20 protein-coding genes (1 of these 20 running past the window's edge) are annotated in these 18,515 nt (G+C 38.4%); 11 read left to right on the forward strand and 9 right to left on the reverse strand.

All coding sequences use genetic code 11. The features are described from left to right. The 3 genes from QJV27_RS06420 to spt all read left to right on the forward strand — a co-directional run. Positions 1 to 1,125, forward strand: the 3' portion of a protein-coding gene (locus QJV27_RS06420; protein ID WP_408869620.1) for a fatty acyl-AMP ligase. It extends 609 nt beyond the left edge of the window; only the last 1,125 of its 1,734 coding nucleotides appear in the window; its start codon lies off the left edge, out of view; it ends in the stop codon at positions 1,123 to 1,125. A 132-nt stretch (positions 1,126 to 1,257) separates the two neighbouring features. Next, positions 1,258 to 1,500 carry an acyl carrier protein gene (locus QJV27_RS06425; RefSeq protein WP_281448112.1) on the forward strand — a complete coding sequence of 81 codons (243 nt, stop codon included), beginning with the start codon at positions 1,258 to 1,260 and terminating at the stop codon, positions 1,498 to 1,500. 13 nt (positions 1,501 to 1,513) lie between these two features. Then, the gene (gene spt / locus QJV27_RS06430; protein WP_281448113.1) at positions 1,514 to 2,713 is read left to right on the forward strand and encodes a serine palmitoyltransferase; all 1,200 of its coding nucleotides are present in this window, start codon (positions 1,514 to 1,516) and stop codon (positions 2,711 to 2,713) included. 1 nt (position 2,714) lies between these two features. Here spt and QJV27_RS06435 read toward each other — a convergent pair whose 3' ends face one another. Together QJV27_RS06435 and QJV27_RS06440 are read right to left on the reverse strand one after the other, a co-directional pair. Further along, complete coding sequence (locus QJV27_RS06435) at positions 2,715 to 3,659, reverse strand: hypothetical protein (protein WP_281448114.1); 945 nt, start codon at positions 3,657 to 3,659, stop codon at positions 2,715 to 2,717. A gap of 2 nt (positions 3,660 to 3,661) precedes the next feature. Then, entirely contained in the window at positions 3,662 to 4,636 is a 975-nt protein-coding gene (locus QJV27_RS06440; protein WP_281448115.1) for a diacylglycerol/lipid kinase family protein, read from the reverse strand. 195 nt (positions 4,637 to 4,831) lie between these two features. Here QJV27_RS06440 and QJV27_RS06445 point away from each other — a divergent pair, with 195 nt between their 5' ends. The 6 genes from QJV27_RS06445 to QJV27_RS06470 all read left to right on the forward strand — a co-directional run bounded on the left by QJV27_RS06445 (position 4,832) and on the right by QJV27_RS06470 (position 10,752). Beyond that, the gene (locus QJV27_RS06445) at positions 4,832 to 5,710 is read left to right on the forward strand and encodes a metallophosphoesterase family protein (RefSeq protein ID WP_281448116.1); all 879 of its coding nucleotides are present in this window, start codon (positions 4,832 to 4,834) and stop codon (positions 5,708 to 5,710) included. Positions 5,711 to 5,775: 65 nt separating this feature from the next. Continuing rightward, positions 5,776 to 6,960 (forward strand): LptF/LptG family permease, encoded by a 1,185-nt coding sequence (locus QJV27_RS06450; RefSeq protein ID WP_281448117.1) that lies wholly within the window; start codon positions 5,776 to 5,778, stop codon positions 6,958 to 6,960. Further along, complete coding sequence (locus QJV27_RS06455) at positions 6,957 to 8,057, forward strand: LptF/LptG family permease (protein WP_281448118.1); 1,101 nt, start codon at positions 6,957 to 6,959, stop codon at positions 8,055 to 8,057. The genes QJV27_RS06450 and QJV27_RS06455 overlap by 4 nt, the downstream gene beginning before the upstream one ends. Continuing rightward, a complete protein-coding gene (locus QJV27_RS06460) occupies positions 8,054 to 8,878 on the forward strand; it encodes a sterol desaturase family protein (protein WP_281448119.1) in 825 nt (274 codons plus the stop codon). Before QJV27_RS06455 ends, QJV27_RS06460 begins: the two co-directional genes overlap by 4 nt. A 9-nt stretch (positions 8,879 to 8,887) precedes the next feature. Then, entirely contained in the window at positions 8,888 to 9,652 is a 765-nt protein-coding gene (locus QJV27_RS06465) for a nucleotidyltransferase family protein (protein ID WP_281448120.1), read from the forward strand. A 5-nt stretch (positions 9,653 to 9,657) separates the two neighbouring features. After that, the gene (locus tag QJV27_RS06470) at positions 9,658 to 10,752 is read left to right on the forward strand and encodes a glycosyltransferase (RefSeq protein WP_281448121.1); all 1,095 of its coding nucleotides are present in this window, start codon (positions 9,658 to 9,660) and stop codon (positions 10,750 to 10,752) included. Here the strand turns inward: QJV27_RS06470 and QJV27_RS06475 are convergent. Both QJV27_RS06475 and QJV27_RS06480 read right to left on the reverse strand, forming a co-directional pair. Then, complete coding sequence (locus tag QJV27_RS06475) at positions 10,749 to 11,657, reverse strand: glucosamine inositolphosphorylceramide transferase family protein (RefSeq protein WP_281448122.1); 909 nt, start codon at positions 11,655 to 11,657, stop codon at positions 10,749 to 10,751. The two genes, QJV27_RS06470 and QJV27_RS06475, sit on opposite strands and share 4 nt — an antisense overlap. 7 nt (positions 11,658 to 11,664) lie before the next feature. Continuing rightward, entirely contained in the window at positions 11,665 to 11,973 is a 309-nt protein-coding gene (locus QJV27_RS06480) for a putative quinol monooxygenase (RefSeq protein ID WP_281448123.1), read from the reverse strand. A gap of 249 nt (positions 11,974 to 12,222) precedes the next feature. Between QJV27_RS06480 and QJV27_RS06485 the strand changes: the two genes are divergently transcribed. Both QJV27_RS06485 and QJV27_RS06490 read left to right on the forward strand, forming a co-directional pair. Continuing rightward, the gene (locus QJV27_RS06485; RefSeq protein ID WP_281448124.1) at positions 12,223 to 13,017 is read left to right on the forward strand and encodes an inositol monophosphatase family protein; all 795 of its coding nucleotides are present in this window, start codon (positions 12,223 to 12,225) and stop codon (positions 13,015 to 13,017) included. Positions 13,018 to 13,070: 53 nt separating this feature from the next. After that, positions 13,071 to 13,907, forward strand: a complete 837-nt coding sequence (locus tag QJV27_RS06490) for a lipid-binding SYLF domain-containing protein (protein ID WP_281448125.1) — start codon at positions 13,071 to 13,073, stop codon at positions 13,905 to 13,907. Between the two features lie 30 nt (positions 13,908 to 13,937). On the opposite strand, the gene mltG is transcribed toward QJV27_RS06490, so the two are convergent. The 5 genes from mltG to fabD form a co-directional block, all read right to left on the reverse strand. Next, positions 13,938 to 14,900 carry an endolytic transglycosylase MltG gene (gene mltG, locus QJV27_RS06495; RefSeq protein WP_281448126.1) on the reverse strand — a complete coding sequence of 321 codons (963 nt, stop codon included), beginning with the start codon at positions 14,898 to 14,900 and terminating at the stop codon, positions 13,938 to 13,940. 40 nt (positions 14,901 to 14,940) lie between these two features. Then, complete coding sequence (gene fabF, locus QJV27_RS06500) at positions 14,941 to 16,221, reverse strand: beta-ketoacyl-ACP synthase II (protein ID WP_281448127.1); 1,281 nt, start codon at positions 16,219 to 16,221, stop codon at positions 14,941 to 14,943. Between the two features lie 49 nt (positions 16,222 to 16,270). Further along, complete coding sequence (locus QJV27_RS06505) at positions 16,271 to 16,513, reverse strand: acyl carrier protein (RefSeq protein ID WP_281448128.1); 243 nt, start codon at positions 16,511 to 16,513, stop codon at positions 16,271 to 16,273. A gap of 254 nt (positions 16,514 to 16,767) precedes the next feature. Continuing rightward, the gene (gene fabG, locus QJV27_RS06510) at positions 16,768 to 17,514 is read right to left on the reverse strand and encodes a 3-oxoacyl-[acyl-carrier-protein] reductase (RefSeq protein ID WP_281448129.1); all 747 of its coding nucleotides are present in this window, start codon (positions 17,512 to 17,514) and stop codon (positions 16,768 to 16,770) included. A 15-nt stretch (positions 17,515 to 17,529) separates the two neighbouring features. Next, entirely contained in the window at positions 17,530 to 18,483 is a 954-nt protein-coding gene (fabD, locus tag QJV27_RS06515; protein WP_281448130.1) for an ACP S-malonyltransferase, read from the reverse strand. Positions 18,484 to 18,515: the final 32 nt, after the last annotated feature.

Genomic DNA, 18,515 nt, shown 5'->3' on the forward strand with positions numbered 1-18,515 from the left:
CTAGCAAATACTCATGCTATTGCAGCGTATGGATTGCAGGTCAAAGAAACAGGGGATCGGTGTGTTTCTTGGTTACCTTTATACCATGACATGGGATTAGTTGGTTTTTTTATTACTCCGATGACATGCCAATTAACCATTGATCTTCTACCCACACGTGACTTTGCACGACGACCTCATGTATGGCTTGATTTAATCAGCCGTAACAAAGCAACCATTTCTTATAGTCCATCATTTGGATATGAACTATGTGGTCGTAGAGCACCCTCCTCCACCCTTGATCTTGATTTATCCTCTTGGCGATCAGCAGGAATAGGAGGCGATATGATTCGTCCCCATATTTTAGAACAATTCGCAGAGCAATACGCTTCATATGGTTTTAATCCAAAAGCGTTTGTTGCCAGTTATGGCATGGCTGAAGCAACATTAGCACTGAGCTTTGCACCTTTAAACACAGGGATCAAAACAGATACTGTTGACTTAAACGTTCTTGAAACTGACAGAATTGCTAAGCCATGCAACGATCCTAACATAACAACAAGAACCTTTATTCTCTGTGGTCCCATATTACCTAAACACGAAATAGAAGTGAGAGACGAACAAGGAAAACCTGTATCAGAACGAGTTGTTGGTAGCATTTACGTGCGTGGCCCCAGCCTTATGAAGGAATATTTTAATCAGCCTGAAGAAACAAAACGTGTTTTAAGTGATGATGGTTGGTTAAAGACAGGTGATCTGGGATATATTTTAGACAATGAAATCGTTATTACAGGTCGTGAGAAGGATTTGATTATTATTAACGGTCGTAATATCTGGCCTCAAGACCTTGAATGGGCTGCAGAACAAAATTTTTCATCTCTAAGAAGTCGAGATGTAGCCGTTTTTTCAGTCGATACTGATGAACACGAATCCATCGTTGCATTGGTGCAATGCCGGGCCATTGATCCAGAGGAACGCAAAAAACTACAAGAGGAAATGACCCATTTATTTAGGCGTCAACATGGCGTAGATGTCTCTGTAATTTTGGTCCCACCCCATAGTTTGCCACAAACTTCTTCGGGAAAATTAACCCGTGCGAAAGCAAGAAAAATGTTGTTAGATGGGGAATTTAATTTAAGCGCTTGAACTTTCTATAAAGCACATGCCTTAAGTAAGACATCAAAGCTACTTAGAATGTAAAACAAACTGGCTATCTTTAAAGACCAAGCTAATTGATTATAATAAACGCACTATAACTCTTCTTTTGAGGGCATCAATATGACTGAAACGATTGAAAGTGTTTCTAATATCATTATAGAGACACTCTTAGAAAATCCAAAAGTTCCTCGGAATATTTCTGCGGACAGTAAAATTATCGAAGATTTAGAATTCGATTCGCTTGCTGTCATGAATTTTGTCATGGAAATCGAAGATAAATTAGATGTTTCTATGCCGTTGGATCGTTTGACAGACGTTCGAACAATTCGTGATCTTGCTGATGCAATTGTTTCTTTAAAATAAAAAGAGCGATTTGATGGATATTTTTACTAAATTTAAAACCTTGGATAGCGCTTATGATAAATTACTATCAGTTTCAAAGCATGATCCTTTCGGTACTACAATTGAAAAAACGCTCTCCGCAACGACAGGTATAATTCAAGGCAAAGAAACTCTCCTTTTTGGTACCAACAACTATTTAGGGCTTAGCCAATCTGAAAATGCACGTAAAGCTGCTGCTGAAACAGCGTTACAATATGGAGTAGGTACAACAGGTTCGCGAATAGCAAATGGCACCTATTCCTTACATCAAAGTTTGGAACGTGATCTAGCTGATTTTTTTAATCGTCGTTCTTGTATGGTTTTTTCCACAGGATATCAAGCAACCTTAGGGATGGTTTCCACGCTAGCAGGTAAAGATGATTATTTGTTTCTAGATGCAGACTGTCACGCCAGCATTTATGATGGTAGTCGGTTAAGCCAAGCCCAAATTATTCGTTTTCGTCACAATGATGCTGATGACCTGCGTAAACGCTTACGACGTCTAGGGGATATTCCTGGTATTAAACTGATCGTAGTCGAAGGTGTTTATTCAATGTTTGGGGACATTATTCCTCTTAAAGAATTTGCACAGGTTAAAAAGGAAGAAAATGCCTATTTAATGATCGACGAAGCACATTCTTTTGGTATTTTTGGTGAAAATGGGCGTGGTATCGCTGAACGTGATGGAGTCGAACAAGATGTTGATTTCACCGTTGGTACTTTCTCTAAAAGCCTAGGTACGGTTGGGGGATACTGCGTATCTGATTATCCCCAAATGGATATGCTGCGCCTATGCACCAGACCATATATGTTTACAGCATCCCTTCCCCCAGAAGTCATCGCAGCAACGAGGGAGAATCTTAAACTTATTAAAGATCACCCTGAGTTACGTGATAAACTTCGGGCAAATGCTGAACGATTCTACCACGGTTTACAACAAGCGGGTTTTCAAACAGGGCCTGATATCAGTTCTGTTATTTCTGTTATTTTAGAAGATGTTGCACAGGCTGCACAATTTTGGAACAAAGTCCTTGAATTAGGGGCTTATATTAATCTAAGTTTACCACCTGCAACGCCTGATAACAGACCACTACTACGTGCCAGCATTGCCGCAGCCCACACTAGCGAACAGATTGATCAATTGTTAAAAATCTATATTCAAGCTGCAAAAGATGTATGTTTACCGTTAAAGTAACTTAACGTTTAAAAACACCCTGGCGATATAACTTTAGTAAAACCCAGGGTGCACTAAACAACGGGTGACGTTCTTGAAATGGAGTCAATTGAATATCAATACCTCTATGTCGCTTAATTTTCCAAGCAATATACTGCGCCCCCCCCTGAAATGTAAAAGCTGCTTTGATTAATCGCGCTACATTTAAAGGCCGACCGATCCTGACACGTAACCACCATTTACGTTGTGCCTGCTTTTTAATTTCAGTATTTACATCTAATTTTAGCAAATATTGATTATCTTCATAAAAGTTAATTCCCATTTGTTGCCATGCTGATTTTAAAAGTTGAGTAAAATAATCTTCTCGATTCTGTATAATTAACGAGGGTCGATTTTTAGATTCAACTCTTAACTCCGCTGCATAAGTATGAGAAAATAAATTACACCAATAATCAGTGGCTGTCCCTTCGTTAGGACCAAGGTAGGCTGCCCACCAAGCAGCAGTACCAACAGCACGTATCAAGCAGCGAAATAATGCTTGTTGGCTATAATCATCACGACTCCATATAATTTTAACAGGTTGGCAAAAACGTGCCCACATTGTCGTATCAAACGATTGAATCCCTGTCGCATACCGTAATTGCTGCAAAGAAAGAATTGCCACTTTTGCTCTTAATTTCCCTAACGAATCGGAAAATTCGTGATATTCTATGTTTGGAGGTAGATATTTATTCGCTAACTTATGGAAAGAAGGGTGCTTGTACCAATCTGATAGGGATTCAAAAACAATATAAAAATCAAATAACCCTGTTAAATCTTTTTTCCACAAAGTTGATCCATAATACAAAACCCCAACTGGTTTTGTCTTTACAATAATAGATTCGACAAATTGTATGACTTCATCAGGAACATCATCTATTTTTAAGGATGTTTCCAACAACTGAGGAACTGATAACGACTTTTCCATTATTATAAACGTACAAATGAAAATTCAGGGCCAACCGATAATACAACAGTTTGTTTTTCCCCTGTATCAAAATGTTCTCCGTCCAAAATTATTTCTTGATTTATGTTTAATACAATTTTTTGAGCAATACCGCTTTGATAAGCGGGATTCTGTCGCAACCAATTAGGAACCTTCCCCCTTAATAAAGAAAAACAAGCAGCAATCAACCTGGGAGGATACGCCTTAACATTCAAATAATGTAATCGTTGATCCCGAGAATTCCCCCCCCAGAAAGGCCACATCCCATTAGACATGCTTTGTAAGGTGGTTGCCAGAAATAAAAAGGTATGTTCTTGCTGCATTTTTTGAGAGTCAATTTGGATATTGCAAAATTCTCCCTGAAGCCAATTTCCCCTTGTTTGTGGGAAAAATAATTTTAATAAAGCTGTAATAATTGTAGCACCAACAGCCCAATCATGAGGAAAATTCTTCAAAATTGTTGGGCCATGGGCAATATTAATCGCCCTCGTAAAAGCAGCCGCCCCTTGAAACATTCCTAGTACAGCTGGTTTAGATGCATCTAACCATTCGATTTTTAAAGCATGGCGATGTTGAACTGAATTAATCAAACGGTTACGCTCCGACAAAATTTTGATACGCTGCAACGCTGGAAAACCACGCACGCCAAACCCGATGTCCTTAGCAATTAAATTCGTATTTCCTGAAGGCAAAATGACCAAATATGGCATTTTATTAAAATCATATGAATGATAAATTGCAGTCATTACACGACTAATTGTACCATCTCCACCATCAACAATAATGCAGTTTACATTTTCTTTGGCAAATTGGGCTACAACGTCCATGACCTCTTGAATTGAAGTGGGAACACAATAATAATCTCCTAACCACTCTTTAGCAAACTGAGAAAAATCTAAATCCTCTTTTGCATTTAATCGGCTGGTTGGATTTTTGATCAAGGCAATTTTTTGATTCACTGACGGCTTCTATCGTTTATATTAACTTGTTTAAAATACGTAAGAGTAGTAATAAACATTCCAGTTTTTTTAAAATATTTTAATCTAACTCGATATTGTCTTTTATGAAATAAATTACAAAAAAATCAACTATAATATAATAATAAACCTATGTTATTGTAACGGACCATAATTAATTTTTAAGGATAATGGTTTTTGAAACGCTTTACGATCGCTCATATCTCTGACATTCATTTGCCACTAGAAAGCATTCAGTTTTCAAAGTTATCGCTTTGTAATAAACGATTTTTAAGCTTTTTATCATGGAAAAAAAGACGTCTAATTTTACAAAAAAAAATGTTAGATCAAATCATTAACGATATAGCCAATCATAAACCTGATTTAGTTGTCATTACGGGCGATTTAACCAATCTTGCATTACCTGAAGAATTCCAGCAAGCTGCAGAATGGCTAAATAACTTACCTTTCTCTAAAATTCGGGTTATTCCTGGAAATCATGACGCCCTTGTTAGTACCAAATGGTACAATAGCTACGCCTATTGGACACCATGGACCAAGGCCTACAGCAATCAAGATTATCCAATCGTAACAAAAACAGACATGACCGCTTTAATTGGTATAAATTCAGCTGTACCAACCTTACCCCTTTTTGCCAGTGGACATATTGATAAAAACCAATTACAACGTTTACGCAGTATCCTTTATCAAACTAAGAAAGAGGGACTGTTTAGAATTGTTGTACTACATCATCCCCCTGTTTCTGGGATCGTCACAAAAAGAAAAGCCCTGAGAAACAGAAAGAAACTGCAACAAATTCTATTAGAAGAAGGGGCAGAAATGATTTTATATGGCCACGTTCATAAAACAATGACACAAAAATTTCTTAACACAGATATTCCTTTATTAGGCATTGCTTCTGCTTCATCCAACTCCACACGCCCACAACGACAAGCAGCTTGGCGCAAAATTACGCTAGAGCGAGTAGATAATCAACTAAACGTAAAATCAACTGTAAGAGCCCTGGATAAAAATCAACAATTTTTTGAAAAACATTCCTTCTATCTAAACCATTAAAATCTAGTAATCCCTTGTCCAAAAATAACGTACCCTCAGCACATAAAAAAACAATATGGTCTTATGTGCAGTTAAAGCTTCTAGATCATTATTTCTTAGCGCAAGCTTTTCCAAGTTTTTGCATCTCTTTAGGCATTATTCTTGCTGCGCTGATGCTGGAACGTCTTTTGGTACTACTTGACCTGCTAGCCGCAGACGGTAGCCCGTTAGGTACATTTCTTGGATTGCTCGCAGATTTAATTCCTCACTACCTGGGCCTGGCAATACCATCGGCTTTATGTGTATCTGTCTTTTTAAGCATCAGACAAATGAGTCTCAATAACGAAATCGACGCATTATTAAGTTCTGGTGTCTCTTTATTTCGTTGTGCGCGCCCTTACGTTATAGTTGGCGGCATTATTAGTTTTCTTTGCATTATTTTGTATGGCTATGTTCAACCTTATGCACGCTATGATTTTCGCGCGGCTTTCTTTTACGCTTCTCATGCGGGGTGGGTACCCAACATACAAAGCCACATGATCATTAAACCAGATGATCACCTGGTTATGATCGTAGATAAAGCAACAAAACATGGAACACATCTTTCAGGGATTTTTATTCAACAAAAAACGAAAAATGAAAAAAATCAACCTGTTCAACATTTTATTGTAGCCAAAGAAGGCGAATTTCATACAGCTCAAAATAGGGCCAAAGTTCAATTGGATCTATATAACGGTCAAAATCTTACCCTTAATCCCGATGATAACAATAATATTACCAATTTTGATAAAGCAACAAAGACCCTGCAACAATCCCACAAGCGTTTAAGTTATCGAGACAGAGGGACTGGTGAACGCGAATCAACTATTAAACGTGAACTGACTATTACAGAATTATATCAACAATTACAGCACCATACGAGTAAAATCTCTATATTAGATATTAAAGCAGAGTTTCATTTCCGATTGGTTAGATCTTTGTCCATTATTTGTATTCCTATTTTAGCAACAGGATTAGCAATTACGAAAAAACGCAAAAAAAGTAATTTGGGATTCGCCATTGCAGCAGTTGCATTGGTTGGATATGATCATATTCAGCAATTTGGATCAGATATGGTCGCCAGCGGTCATTATTCTGCTTTGGTAGCATTATGGCTTCCCCTAGCTGTATTTTTTTGTATATGTTATACGACCCTGTTACTGAAAAATGGTTTATATGCGTTTTATCCATCTTTTTTATTAAACCGTTCTGTAAAAAAGATACGTAAATGACGAAATCTTGGTTTAAAAAACATACCTTAATCATTTATTTGTCTATAAAGCTACTAGGTACTGTTTTGGGTACTGCCATTTTACTTACAGCAATCATGGAAGCGTTGGCGTTACTAGACCAAATGTCCGTTATCTTGGAAAGACATTTAGGTATAATGGGAGTTGTCCATTATATGGCGTTGCGTTTACCTTTATTATTCAGCTCTATACTACCCCTTAGTATGTTAATTGGTTCTATTATTACCTTAACACAATTAACGATTAATAATGAAATCACCATGTTACGTTCAGCTGGTTTATCTGCGGTTGGATTGCTAAAAAAATTATTGCCTGTAACCTTGTTTATCAGCGTTATTTGTTTTCTATTTTACGATCAAATTACCCCAAAAACAGAATTAAATTTGGCTATATGGTGGAATAAGACAAATCCTACCCCTGAAAAAGGGAAATCTTTTTACTTCTATCAAAAGTTAGATATTATTAATGTCGACTATATTGCCTATGGAGGCAATAAAATTTCAGGTTTGACAGTTATAAAACGCCACGACTTATCCCATTTACGATCGATTTTAACTGCAGATTCAGCAACATATCAAGATCATCAATGGATTCTATCAAATGCAAAAATCTTGGAAATAAATCCATCAATCCCACTAAAGTTTAAAAAATTAACTGCCTACCCAGACAATATCTGGCCAATAGAAATTACGCCACGCACTTTGGTTGAACTGTCATCTCCAACAATACCTCAATCTATCCAAAGTATGTTTTCACAATTATCTAATGTGCATCCTTTTCGCACACCAACGAACAATTTAAAGACATCTATATGGGAACGGTTTTTTTTACCTTTTACTTTTGTTATAATGTTGGTCATAGCGGTACCAGTAACATACATCCCCCCTCGTGCTGGGTTTAAAAGCTGGCTGCCTATTTATTGCTTAGGGTGTGGTCTATTATTTATTATTTTTCAAGAAGTTCTAAGAGCTTTGGGAAAAGCAGGAACTCTACCTGCCCCTGTTGCAATTATACCTTCTTTTATAATATTTCTCTTCGCCACCAGTACTATTATTTTAATGATTGAAGAAAAACAATGAACAACCAGTCTATTTTTCAAATTATGCGAAATCAAGAGCTTCGCTCGGGTCGCAGCTATGATCTTGGCAAAATGGATTTAAAACAATTGTGGGTTGCCTATTTAACTCATGGTACTATTTTGCTTTATTTTGGCCTTATTATCGCCAGTATTATTGGTATATATTATACTTTCACAGGATGGATCCCTGTACTCAGTTCTGTTGTTGTTATGATATTTGGCTTCTCTCTAATATGGTATATCATCCACCGCTGGATTATGCATGTTGCTTTTTTATACCAAATTAAATGGACAGCATCGCTTTGGAAACGGATCCATTTTGACCATCATCAAGATCCACATCTGTTAAATGTGTTATTTGGATCGCCCTTAAACACATTACCAACTATTTTTATTGTTGGTGGTGGACTTGGATATCTCGTCGGTGGTTTTTCTGGTGCATTTGCGTCAATTGGAACAGCTTTATACATGACCTGTTTTTATGAGTTTTTTCACTGTATTCAACATCTCGGTTACAAACCAAAATCAAAATACGTGCTGCGTATCAAACAACTTCATGTAATGCATCATTTTCATTATGAAAAAGGTAACTACGGAATCACAAATTATTTTTGGGATAAATTATTTGGAACTTTTTACGAAGATACAAAAAGTCGCCCCCGCAGCCCCACTGTATTTAATATAGGATACGATGTAAAACAAGCAGAGCGGTATCCTTGGGTAATGTTGAAAACTGGGGCCCCTCCTCGTGATCGTCCTGCAGGTTCTAACTTTCGCGAGCAAAAAAAGGCCACCTCTAACAATGATCAAAAGGCTGCATAGGGAAATAATATGGAACGTGAAACGATTAACGCTTTAATCTTGGCAGGGTCTAGAAAAGGACAACAAGACCCCTTGGCTATGCATACTCACGTTTCTCACAAAGCGATTATCCCTATTCTAGGGCGACCAATGATTCATTATGTTGCTCAAACATTATCTAAAATTGTAAATATTGAAAAAATAGCGGTAAGTATTGAAAAACCAGTCGTTGTTCAGGATATCTTGCCTGAATATATACAATATTTATCCGCAGCTTTAGGCCCCAGTGCCAGTGTTGTTGAAGCTATTCAAACACTAAATACCCCCTTACTTGTTACAACTGCAGACAACCCTTTACTTCAACCTGAATGGGTAAATTACTTCCTAGCAGAAGCTGAAAAAGCAAATTGTGACATTGCTATTGGTATCGCCCTTAAAGAACAAATTGAACGCGATGTTCCCAATACCAAGCGAACATATATTAAACTTGCTGATGGTGCTTTTTCGGGATGCAACATATTTTTATTTAGAACCCCACAATCCATACAAGTCGCTAAACTATGGCAAACCTTAGAACAACATCGGAAACAACCTGCAAAAATAGGATACTTGCTAGGATACAAGATCATACTGCGATATTTACTACGTTGCTTGACCAGACAAGTATTAAAGAAAAGAATTTATAAATTAACCAAAGCAAAGCTACATTTCGTTGTCATGCCGTGGGGGCAGGCGGCTGTGGATGTTGACAAACCTGAAGATTTGGCCTTGGTAACATCCCTAATTCATAGTTAATACCAATGCGTATTGCATACATTATTAACTCACTAGAAGGTGGCGGTGCAGCGTTCCCTGTGCCTGCCATTTTATCATTGATGCGATCTTATGGTGCGGAAGTTAAAGTTTTTGCACTTCTGCGTAAAGACGGAAAAGCTTTATTACCTCTCCAACAAGCAAACATTCCTGTTAGCATCAGAGAGGGAGGTTTAAAAGATCATTTACCGGCTTTGACATGGTTGAATCAACAAATACAAAATTATAGACCCACTCATTTATGGACTTCCCTTACACGCGCAACATTGTTGGGGCAATTAGTTGGAAAGCATCGTCGACTGCCTGTAACCAGTTGGCAGCATGCAGCATATTTGAAACCATGGAATCTACGTTTGTTAAAAGCAACAAAGAATCTTTCTCAACTATGGATTGGGGACTCTCAACGCATTACCGCATTAACTAAACAACGATTGGGTATTCCTGACGAGAAAATCATCACCTGGCCTATTTTTAAAGCACTTCCCTACACAAAATCTGCGAGGCCTTGGCAGGCAGCAGAAACAATTAAAGTTGCCTCTATGGGGCGCTTACATCCAGTCAAAGGATACGATGTATTAATTCAAGCGGTACGTTGTCTGCAACAAAAACCCTCTATTCCACCTTATAAAATCTTCGTATACGGAGAAGGTGCAGAACACAACGACCTGCAAGCACTAATCGAACAATATCGTTTACAAAACTATATCGAGTTGGTCGGCTTCACCAACGATGTGAACGAAACTTTATCTAACCATCATCTTTATGTACAACCGTCTCGATCTGAAGGCTTTTGCGTTGCCGCCCATGAAGCTATGCAGGCTGGACTGCCCGTCATAGCAAGTGCCGTTGGGGAGCTGCCTTTTTCTATTCAAAATAACCAAACAGGGTTAATTGTCCCTCCTAATGACCCCCAAGCTCTGGCAGAGGCTTTGTATAGCTTACTATCTATTCCAAACCAACTATATACCATGGGGCAAACAGCACGTGATAAAGTCCTAAACGACTTTTCCACTCAGCATTTTGAAACTATAGGGCGAAACATTTTTGATCAAATGAACAGTTTTACTAAAACCTATTATTAAAAAACTGGACTTTTAATACAGCGTTTAACATAATAGTTACTATCCGTAATTAAACGATGAAACGGCCTTTTAATTATTTGCTTTGCATCAATCAATGTATAGTCGCCTGCCGCACTTAACGTGTGTATGCCATTTCTATATGAATCAAAGATAGTATTTGTTTTCAAACTACCAACAACATGAGCTTCAAAAGAATTAGGCGTTAATGTAGTTATCTGCAAAAATGATAAACTTCCCCCATAAGTTCTAGTACAGTTTTGGGTCGGTAAAATAATACCTTTCTTCGTTACCACGGCGTTTCCACCAGGGCGTGCACTAAAAGGTGTAATTCTGACAGGATTTGACGGATGTAAAGACCAACTGCCCATCAAATCATCTGTATAAGCAACAGATAGATTACCCTGACGACTATATCCTGAATCAGCAGATGTATAAAACATCCACCATAATCCCTGATAAAAAGTAACTGTAGGATCAATAACAATTTCTGGAAAATTAAATTGTTTGACCTTTTCCCATCGATACGGAAATTCGATCGCTTTGTATAATGTCGTTTTTCCAGATTTATAGGCCTCGGGCAGCATATAAATTTCGCCTCGATCCTCTATAATCATGGGATAGGATAAATGCCAAGGTTCTTGTAATACAGGACGTCGATCCAAAAGTTGTAACAAATGATTAAATACTAAAAGCTCTATGTAACCGTGTCTATTCCGATAATCATAAGCTTCTGCAAAAATATATAGCTTGTTATTCTTATATAACCCAAATGGATCTGCTAGAAATTTTAACTTTGGCTCTTCATCCAACCAATACACATGTTGTACTTCTTGTTTAGAAATCACCTCGTGAATCGGTGCTTTAATAATACCTAAACGCCAAATATCTGTCTCGAAAATAGACACAACGACTTTATTCCCCAATCTCTTGAATCTCAGCCAATGTTAATAGTTGCATTGGCTGTTCTAAATATGGTCCAATAATTTGCACAAGTTGTTTGAAATGTGCTGTCTGACTGTGCGTCTCAATAGCTTCACGACTCATCCAATGCTCTATAAAAACAACACGGTTTTGATTATTTTCTTCGAAATGAGCAGAATAAAAAAAATTTCCAGCCTCCAACCTGGATTGCTTGACGCATTCCTTTACAGCATTTTTAACATGTTCCCATGAATTAGGTTTTAAATCTAAAACTGCTACTAATCTTAACTCTTGTGACACAATATATCCTTTACAATATCTCACATCAGATTGAATAAACTTAAAAATATATCTATATTGATATCCTCTGTAAAAAAGAATAAATTCTTTATCAACAACGATAGATGTCATTATTTATTCAAAATTAATCTATATATTTTTAAGTAACTTTCTGACATTGTGTTTAACATATCAGAAATTCTGCTTATTAAGAATATATTCATCATCATCGATAATCCGAACTTTTTTATACTCAAGGTTAAACTAATCATGTCAGATGCCCTTTCCCGCCGATTCGAAGCAGCACAAACCATCGTACAAAAAGCAGCGGATATGGCTCTGGCCATGCGTCCTGCCCCTGGTGGCCCCCAGGGTTCCTTAAAACATGCACAAGATTGGCTAACCGAAACAGATGGTAAAGTTGAGTCCTTTATTTCTCAAGAAATGAAAGCTCTTTTTCCAGATGATGGTTTCCAAGGTGAAGAAGAGGGGCAAACACGCACAGGCTCTTTGAAATGGGTTGTCGACCCTATTGATGGTACTGCAAATTATGCTCGTGGGCGCAACAGATGGTGTGTATCTTTGGGGTTAATGGATGGTGATACCCCAGTATTAGGTGTTGTTGCAGCCCCTTGTGTACAAGAATTTTATACTGCGCGCTTAAACCACGGGGCATTTATGAACGGCAAACCCATTCATGCTTCTCCAGTGAAAGATCCCAAGATCTCAATGATTGAACTGGGTTGGAGCCATGTTAGTAAAAGAGAAGAGTTTTTAAAACACGCAGATGCGATTCTGAAAACAGGAGCTATGATTCGCACAATAGGGTCAGGAACTATGTCATTGGTCGACGTTGCCAGTGGCAGATCGGATGGTCATTTCGAAATGGCGATTAATCTATGGGATGTTGCTGCGGCACTTGTTTTGTTAAAAGAGGCTGGGGCTTACACTTCTTCATTTTTAAAAGATGGAGGCCTGCACCAGCCAACCCCTGTTTTAACTGCGGCACCAGGGATTGCAGATTTATTATCAAAAACTGTTAATATCCCTCTAGAAGCACCATAATCACACCTACTTATCAGTTTTATATCTTAGTAATTAAATTATTGTTCAAAAATATGAATATACGTAAAAATTTTAAATATATCTCACTTTTAGCGATTCCTCTTTTTTGTCTAAAAGGGATAAATACAGCACAAGCCAAAACCAACGTTGAACAGTCTTTGGTTGACCACGCAACTTTGGCTGTGCAAGATATTTATTCCAACGTATCAACGGATAGCAAATTATATAAACGTCTTAAAGATGCCAGAGCCGTAATGATCTGCCCTGACGTGACACGAATTTCGATGGTTTTCGGCGGATCAGGGGGCAGTTGTGTATTATTATCTCGCGATGCCCAAGGCTCATGGTCCAGTCCAGCCTTTTATAAGATGTCTAGTGGTTCATTTGGACTACAGCTAGGCGTTGAAAACTCAAAAATCATGCTGTTTATTATGAATGAAAAGAGCTTGCGCTCACTTTTAGATAGCCAATTTACCATGGGGGCCAGTGCTTCTGCAACTGCTGCTACAGCCAACAGTAACGCGGACAGTGGAATGTCTGATATATATACGATTCAGAAAAATTCTGGATTATTCGCTGGTGTTTCTCTTAAAGGGTCGAAACTAAAAGTTAACAGTAAATCTAATCATAATTATTATAACGAAACCGTTGGTCCAGAAGATATCGTTATTGCGATGAGGGTGAATAACTCGAATGCTGATCCATTACGTAGAATGTTAATTAAGCTTACCAATAATGCGTCAACAGCACCCACAAAGACAAAAAAATCACAGACAAAAACGTCAAATGATAACGATGCAGATACAGGTGCTATTCAATTAGCCCCTAGTGAATATTCTGGTAATATTAAATCAGAGAATTTACCCCCACCCCCTACAAAAAAATACTAAAAAAATAGCCAAGTTCAAATGAAAACTTGGCTATTTTTTTTCCTTTTGTATCATAACATTATGATTATGCTCTTTTAAAGAGGCAGAAAAGCTGTGGCCACCAGTTCCATTTGCAACAAAATAAAGCATATTTCCATCAACAGGATGCGCAACGGCTTCCAATGAAGCTATTCCTGGTGAGCAAATAGGGGTTGGAGGCAAAGCATTTGTCCAATAAGTATTATATGGATCAGCGATTAACCAATCTTGGCGTGTTAGCGAACGATCTAAATTCCCTTTACCTTTCGTTAACGCATAGATAATCGTTGGGTCTGATTGCAATTTCATACCAGATTTCAAGCGATTGATAAAAACACGTGCAACCATTGGACGTTCTCTGGGGATAGCCGTTTCTTTTTCAACAATAGAGGCCAAAGACAATAAATCATCAGGTGTCTTTATTTCTGGAATCTGCTGGCGTTTCTCCCAAACACTATGCAATGCTTTTTTCATTGCTTCTTGGGTGCGAAGCAGCAATTTATCACGCGGGTATCCCCATTCATACGCATAAGTTTGGGGCAAAACACTACCCTCTGTGGGAACATCAATATGTCCTGTCAAGAATGGTGCTTGATTAATCAAAGACGCAATTTGATACGCAGTTAGACCTTCTGGAATTGTCAATCCATGCTGAACAGGTTTTGCATGCCGTAAGATTGATAAAACTTGTTGTATCGAAGCCTGTCTGGGAAACGCAAATTCAGCAGAATGCAAAGCACCAGACTGACGTGTTAAGGCCACTGCACCTTTAAAAACGACCGTGTATATCCAATCATCAGGGATAACATGATCTTGCTGTAAACGGTGTAAAACAACATCTGTATTACCCTTTGGTATAAAGATATTTTTTGCTTCTGTTAGGGGACCTGGACGCGAATAAATACTTTTTCCAAAAACAAACAATATAAAAAAAGCAATAAATAACGCGCCAATAAATAAAATTAACTTACGCACTATCGCTTACCTTTAGCAGTCATTGTGCTAGAGTAATCAACTAAACCTTTTTGAACAACAACGATGCATTTGTTCCACCGAATCCAAAACTGTTGGATAAAGCAATATTGACCTGACGCTGTTGTGCCTCATGAGCGACACGATCAATAATCGTTTCTTTAGAAGGATTATCTAAATTTAGCGTAGGTGGAACAACATTATCACGGATAGCTAGTAAAGAGAAAATGGCCTCTACCGCACCTGCAGCACCCAACAAATGGCCAATGGATGTTTTTGTTGAAGACATGGCCAATTTCTGACCAGCATCACCAAACAAACGTTCGACAGCTTCTAGTTCAAGATCATCGGCCTTGGTTGATGTACCGTGGGCATTTACGTAATTAATATCTTCAACCGAAATACCTGCATTCTTAATTGCTGCACGCATTGCTCTGTATGCGCCATCATGCCCTTCAGCAGGAGCAGTAATATGGTAAGCATCACCAGACATTCCATATCCGATAACTTCACCGTAGATTTTAGCACCTCGTGCTTTGGCGTGCTCGTATTCTTCTAAAACCAAAATACCAGCACCCTCCCCCATAACGAATCCGTCTCTGTCTTTGTCCCAAGTACGAGAAGCTTGGTCTGGAGTATCATTAAATCCTGTTGACAAGGCGCGTGCAGCAGCAAAACCAGCGATCCCAAGTGCACAAACAGCGGCCTCTGCACCACCAGCAACCATTACATCAGCATCCCCTAATGCAATCAGACGGCTTGCATCCCCGATAGCGTGAACACCAGAAGCACATGCCGTAACAGCTGCATGATTAGGTCCCTTGAATCCGTATTTTATTGATACATAGCCTGATACAAGGTTAATCAAGGATGATGGTATAAAGAAAGGAGAAACTTTGCGGATTTCACCTTCGTAAACTTTAGTCGAAGTTTCATAAATTGTTTGCAGCCCACCGATTCCAGAACCAATCATGACGCCAGTGGCACAACGTTCGTCCTCATTTTGAGGGACCCATCCCGAATCTTCAACTGCTTGAATTGCAGCAACCAGGCCTAAATGGATGAAACGATCCATTTTCTTTTGATCCTTAACAGGAATCCATTCGGCCAAGTCCAATTTACCTTCAGTTTTTGGACCAATAGGTACCTCCCCCGCAACACGTGCGGGAAGGTTGGAGGCATCAAAGCTAGAAATCGCTCTAATACCGCTTTTACCTGCGACTAATTGGTTCCAAACATTATCTATACCAATCCCAAGAGGACTTACAATCCCCATACCAGTGACCACTACTCGACGTCGCGAAGATAATTTATTTTCTGCCATCTGGTTAACCTATACGCCTCTTGAAATTAATATGATTACTTAGGAAAAATTAAGAAGATTGCTTTTGTTTTTCGATATAGTCGATTGCATCTTTAACAGTTGCAATTTTTTCAGCAGCATCTTCAGGAATTTCGACACTGAATGCTTCCTCAAAAGCCATTACTAATTCAACTGTATCCAAACTATCTGCGCCGAGATCATCAATAAAAGATGCTTCTGGTGTTACCTTAGCTTCTTCAACACCAAGATGTTCAACTACAATTTTTTTCACTTTATCGGCGATATCGCTCATCTAATTTTATCCCTTCTGCCCATTAAGCATTTTTTCAGTTTGTTTTAAGTATAGATCGTTTATAAAGCATTTTTATACTAAGTAAAAACCTTTTACAACGTAATCAGCCATGGGGGATATCATAATTCCAACCAATAGCCAAGACAAACTTCATTGTTTAAAGTACAAAATTTTAATTAATTCTATAGCAAAAATACCATTACTCTATGATTTTACAATATAATAATGGTAAAATAGTCATTTCATAAAATCAATTATATCATAGCCATACCACCATTAACGTGCAATGTTGACCCCGTTACCCATTGTGCCTCATTAGATGCCAAATAAACTACAGCTGCAGCTATATCCTCTACTTTACCCATTCGAGGGCATGGAATTTTTTCTAATAATTTTTCTTTTTGAAGATCTGTCAACTGATCAGTCATTGCTGTTTCAATAAAACCAGGTGCAACAACATTGACAGTGATACCACGACTTGCAACCTCTAATGCCAAAGATTTGCTCATCCCAATCAATCCTGCCTTGGCTGCGGAATAATTTGTCTGTCCTGGATTTCCCGTCACACCAACAATAGAAGCTATGTTAATAATTCTGCCAAAACGTTTGCGCATCATACCTTTAATTGCAACTTGACTGAGGCGAAAAGGAACAGATAGATCAATATCTAAAACAGTTTGCCAGTCAGATTCTTTCATACGTAATGCTAATGTATCACGAGTTAAACCTGCATTATTCACCAAAATATCTATAGAACCACCAGCTAATGCCTCAGCTTTAGGAATTAATCCTGTTACGGATTCGGGATCCCCCAAATTGGCAACCTGAATCTTTGCTTTTACTTCTCCACCAAGTTGTTCTTGCACTGATTTTAATGCGGCTTCTCTGGTCCCTGATAAAACAACTGTTGCACCTTGTTTAACCAAAGCATGGGCAATAGCACTACCAATCCCCCCTGATGCACCCGTTACCAAGGCAACTTTACCCTCTAAACTAAACATTTAATATTCCTTTTATTAACGCGAAAAAACATTTACAAATTGATCAATATCCTCAGGTTCCCCAATTGAGTAAACTTGACGATCACGGGCGGTACGACGCATTAAATTTGATAATACCTTACCCGCACCAATTTCAAAGAAAATTTCAACGTCTTGATCAATCATTAACTGCATTGTTTCAGCCCAACGCACAGGTGCCGTTACCTGCTGAACCAATAATTTTTCAATCTCTTTTGTATCTTGATAAGGTTTGGCTGTCACATTGGCAATCACTGGAAACTTCAAAGGCTGAATAGAAGTGTTTGACAATGCTTCTTGCATTTTTTGTGCTGCTGGTTGCATTAACGGACTATGAAATGGTGCTGACACTGCCAGTTTAATGGCTCTACGAATCCCCATTTCAGAGGCTAAAGCAATGGCACGATCAATAGCATCCAAATGCCCAGAAATAACGACTTGACCTGCACCATTATCGTTAGCAACTGCAACCATAGAATCGACTTTGCTACTTTGATCACAAATAATTTTGGCTTGGGCCATATCTGAACCTAATAACGCAGCCATTCCCCCTGTACCCTTTGGCAATGAATTTTGCATGGCGTCACCACGCAACCGTAATAAAGACGCCGTCGTTGCAAAATTAAACACTCCAGCAGTACACAAAGCTGAATATTCACCCAAAGAATGTCCAGCAGAACATTTTATGATTTTTGTTAAATCTAAATTAGCCTCTTTTTCTAAAACGCGAATTACTGCTATGGAATGCGCCATCAACGCTGGCTGAGTATTTTGTGTTAACGTTAACTCGTCCTCAGGCCCTTCCATCATTAATTTAGAAAGGGGTTGCTTTAATGTCTCATCTAGCTCTTCAAAAACCTCACGAGCAACAGGAAAAGCTTCGGCAAGCGCTTTTCCCATACCTACATATTGACTTCCCTGACCGGGGAAGAGAAATGCACAAACAGGCATAAATCATTCCTACTATTAAAAATAAAACCATT

It is taken from the genome of Commensalibacter oyaizuii (assembly GCF_029953265.1).
Lineage (GTDB): Bacteria > Pseudomonadota > Alphaproteobacteria > Acetobacterales > Acetobacteraceae > Commensalibacter > Commensalibacter oyaizuii.

Coding starts and splice junctions, on each gene's coding strand:
- QJV27_RS06425 (WP_281448112.1), top strand. CDS start 1,258: ATGACTGAAACGATTGAAAGTGTTTCTAATATCATTATAGAGACACTC.
- spt (WP_281448113.1), top strand. CDS start 1,514: ATGGATATTTTTACTAAATTTAAAACCTTGGATAGCGCTTATGATAAA.
- QJV27_RS06435 (WP_281448114.1), bottom strand. CDS start 3,659: ATGGAAAAGTCGTTATCAGTTCCTCAGTTGTTGGAAACATCCTTAAAA.
- QJV27_RS06455 (WP_281448118.1), top strand. CDS start 6,957: ATGACGAAATCTTGGTTTAAAAAACATACCTTAATCATTTATTTGTCT.
- QJV27_RS06460 (WP_281448119.1), top strand. CDS start 8,054: ATGAACAACCAGTCTATTTTTCAAATTATGCGAAATCAAGAGCTTCGC.
- QJV27_RS06465 (WP_281448120.1), top strand. CDS start 8,888: ATGGAACGTGAAACGATTAACGCTTTAATCTTGGCAGGGTCTAGAAAA.
- QJV27_RS06470 (WP_281448121.1), top strand. CDS start 9,658: ATGCGTATTGCATACATTATTAACTCACTAGAAGGTGGCGGTGCAGCG.
- QJV27_RS06485 (WP_281448124.1), top strand. CDS start 12,223: ATGTCAGATGCCCTTTCCCGCCGATTCGAAGCAGCACAAACCATCGTA.
- QJV27_RS06490 (WP_281448125.1), top strand. CDS start 13,071: ATGAATATACGTAAAAATTTTAAATATATCTCACTTTTAGCGATTCCT.
- fabF (WP_281448127.1), bottom strand. CDS start 16,221: ATGGCAGAAAATAAATTATCTTCGCGACGTCGAGTAGTGGTCACTGGT.
- QJV27_RS06505 (WP_281448128.1), bottom strand. CDS start 16,513: ATGAGCGATATCGCCGATAAAGTGAAAAAAATTGTAGTTGAACATCTT.
- fabG (WP_281448129.1), bottom strand. CDS start 17,514: ATGTTTAGTTTAGAGGGTAAAGTTGCCTTGGTAACGGGTGCATCAGGG.
- fabD (WP_281448130.1), bottom strand. CDS start 18,483: ATGCCTGTTTGTGCATTTCTCTTCCCCGGTCAGGGAAGTCAATATGTA.